The sequence below is a fragment of the Aliihoeflea sp. 2WW genome (assembly GCF_000497755.1).
Lineage (GTDB): Bacteria > Pseudomonadota > Alphaproteobacteria > Rhizobiales > Rhizobiaceae > Aliihoeflea.
In genome coordinates this window covers 1-1,683 of the sequence record NZ_AYOD01000039.1, presented here as the reverse complement: position 1 = coordinate 1,683, position 1,683 = coordinate 1, and the positions used below count along the sequence as shown (strand labels likewise).

General features: G+C 64.1%; 1 protein-coding gene. It reads right to left on the bottom strand.

Annotated features, from left to right (window positions below; genetic code table 11):
* Positions 1–92: 92 nt before the first annotated feature.
* Positions 93–1,466: a glutamate--cysteine ligase gene (locus tag ALII_RS0116695; protein ID WP_024588372.1), complete on the bottom strand. Its 1,374-nt coding sequence runs from the start codon at positions 1,464–1,466 to the stop codon at positions 93–95.
* Between the last annotated feature and the right edge of the window lie 217 nt (positions 1,467–1,683).

Genomic DNA, 1,683 nt, shown 5'->3' with positions numbered 1-1,683 from the left:
CTCCCTCCCCCTTGTGGGGAGGGATAAAGGGTGGGGGTCACTTCAGAAAAACAGCAGCCGAAATCAACAAGCGAAAAGCCCGCAAGCCCACCCTAATACGCATACTCCAGAAACGCCGGCTCGATCGACCCGCCCCAGCGCGTATGATACGCCCGCACCATCTCCTCCGCGCTCGTCGTCCCGCGCGCGATCACCTCGTCGAGCGGCGCGAGGAACCCCGTCTCGTCATAACCTTCGCGATTCTTGCGCGCCCGGTTGGTCAATCCCAGCCGCGAAATCGCCAGAACCTCGCGGCCGATCTCGCGCAGCGTGTGGTTGCGGAATGGCGTCGCGAGGCCCTGCGCCGGCACCGCGTCGCGTTGCTCCAGGCACTCCTGATACGTCCAGTCCGCGGTCAGTTCCTCGGCCGCATCCAGCGCCGCCTCGTCGTAAAGCAGCCCGACCCAGAAGGCCGGCAGCGCGCAGATGCGCCGCCACGGCCCGCCATCGGCCCCGCGCATTTCGAGAAAGCGCTTCAACCGCACGTCGGGAAACAGCGTCGAAAGATGGTTCGCCCAGTCGCCCATGGTCGGCAGGCCGTCGGGGATTTCGTTCTTCAGCGCGCCGTCCATGAACTGGCGGAAGGTGACGTGCGTGACGTCGAAATACCGCCCCTCGCGAATGAGGAAATACATCGGCACGTCGAGCGCCCACTCGACATAGTCCGCAAAGCCGAAATCGCGCGAAAAGCACATCTCCAGCATGCCCGCGCGCTGGTTGTCCGTGTCGCGCCAGATCTCGCCGCGCCAGCTCTGCAGCCCGTTCGGCCTGCCTTCGGTGAAGGGCGAGTTGGCAAAGAGCGCGGTGGAAAGCGGCTGCAGCTTGAGCGAAACCTGCATCTTGCGCCGCATGTCCTCTTCGGAGGAAAAGTCGAGATTTACCTGGATCGTGCAGGTCCGGTACATCATGTCGAGCCCGTGGCTGCCGACCTTCGGCATGTAGGCAGTCATGATGTCGTAGCGCGATTTCGGCATGCGCGGCGTCTCCGCCAGCGTCCATTTCGGGCTGCCGCCAAGGCCGAGAAAGCGGATGCCGAGCGGCTCGGCAATCTCGCGAAGCTGCGCCAGATGCGCGTTCCCCTCGCGGCAGGTCTGGTGGATCGTTTCGAGCGGCGCGCCCGAAAGCTCGAATTGCCCGCCCGGCTCGAGCGAGATCGCGCCCTGTCCGGTCGGCTCGACGAGCCCGATGATGTGGCCAGCATCGACGATCGGGTCCCACCCGAGCGTCTTCTGCATCCCTTCGAGCAGCGCCCGAATGCCCTTGTCGCCGCCATAGGGCACCGGCGCATGGCCGTCGACATAGAACGGAAACTTCTCGTGCTCGGTCCCGATCCGCCACTTGTCCTTGGGCTTGCAGCCTTCGGCGAGGTGAGCGACGAGCTCCGATTTCTCTTCGATCGGCCGGAAATCGGTCGTGTCGCGTGCCATGAAATGTCCCCGGGTCCCGAGCCTTGCGAAAGATGTGGGTGTGTTGGCCGCAAATGCCACCGCCGATCAAGCGAAAAATCCTGACCGCTGCGTCAACGCGGGTTGATGGGATGGCGCGCTGTGCAGCACCATTCGCGAAGTTCGTTCCGAGACGCTGCTGTTTTCCTGAATTGACCCCCACCCTGTATCCCTCCCCACAAGGGGGAGGGAGGGCATC

What these genes read in the sequence shown, in the direction of transcription:
- ALII_RS0116695 (WP_024588372.1), bottom strand. Translation starts at nt 1,466, where the DNA reads ATGGCACGCGACACGACCGATTTCCGGCCGATCGAAGAGAAATCGGAG.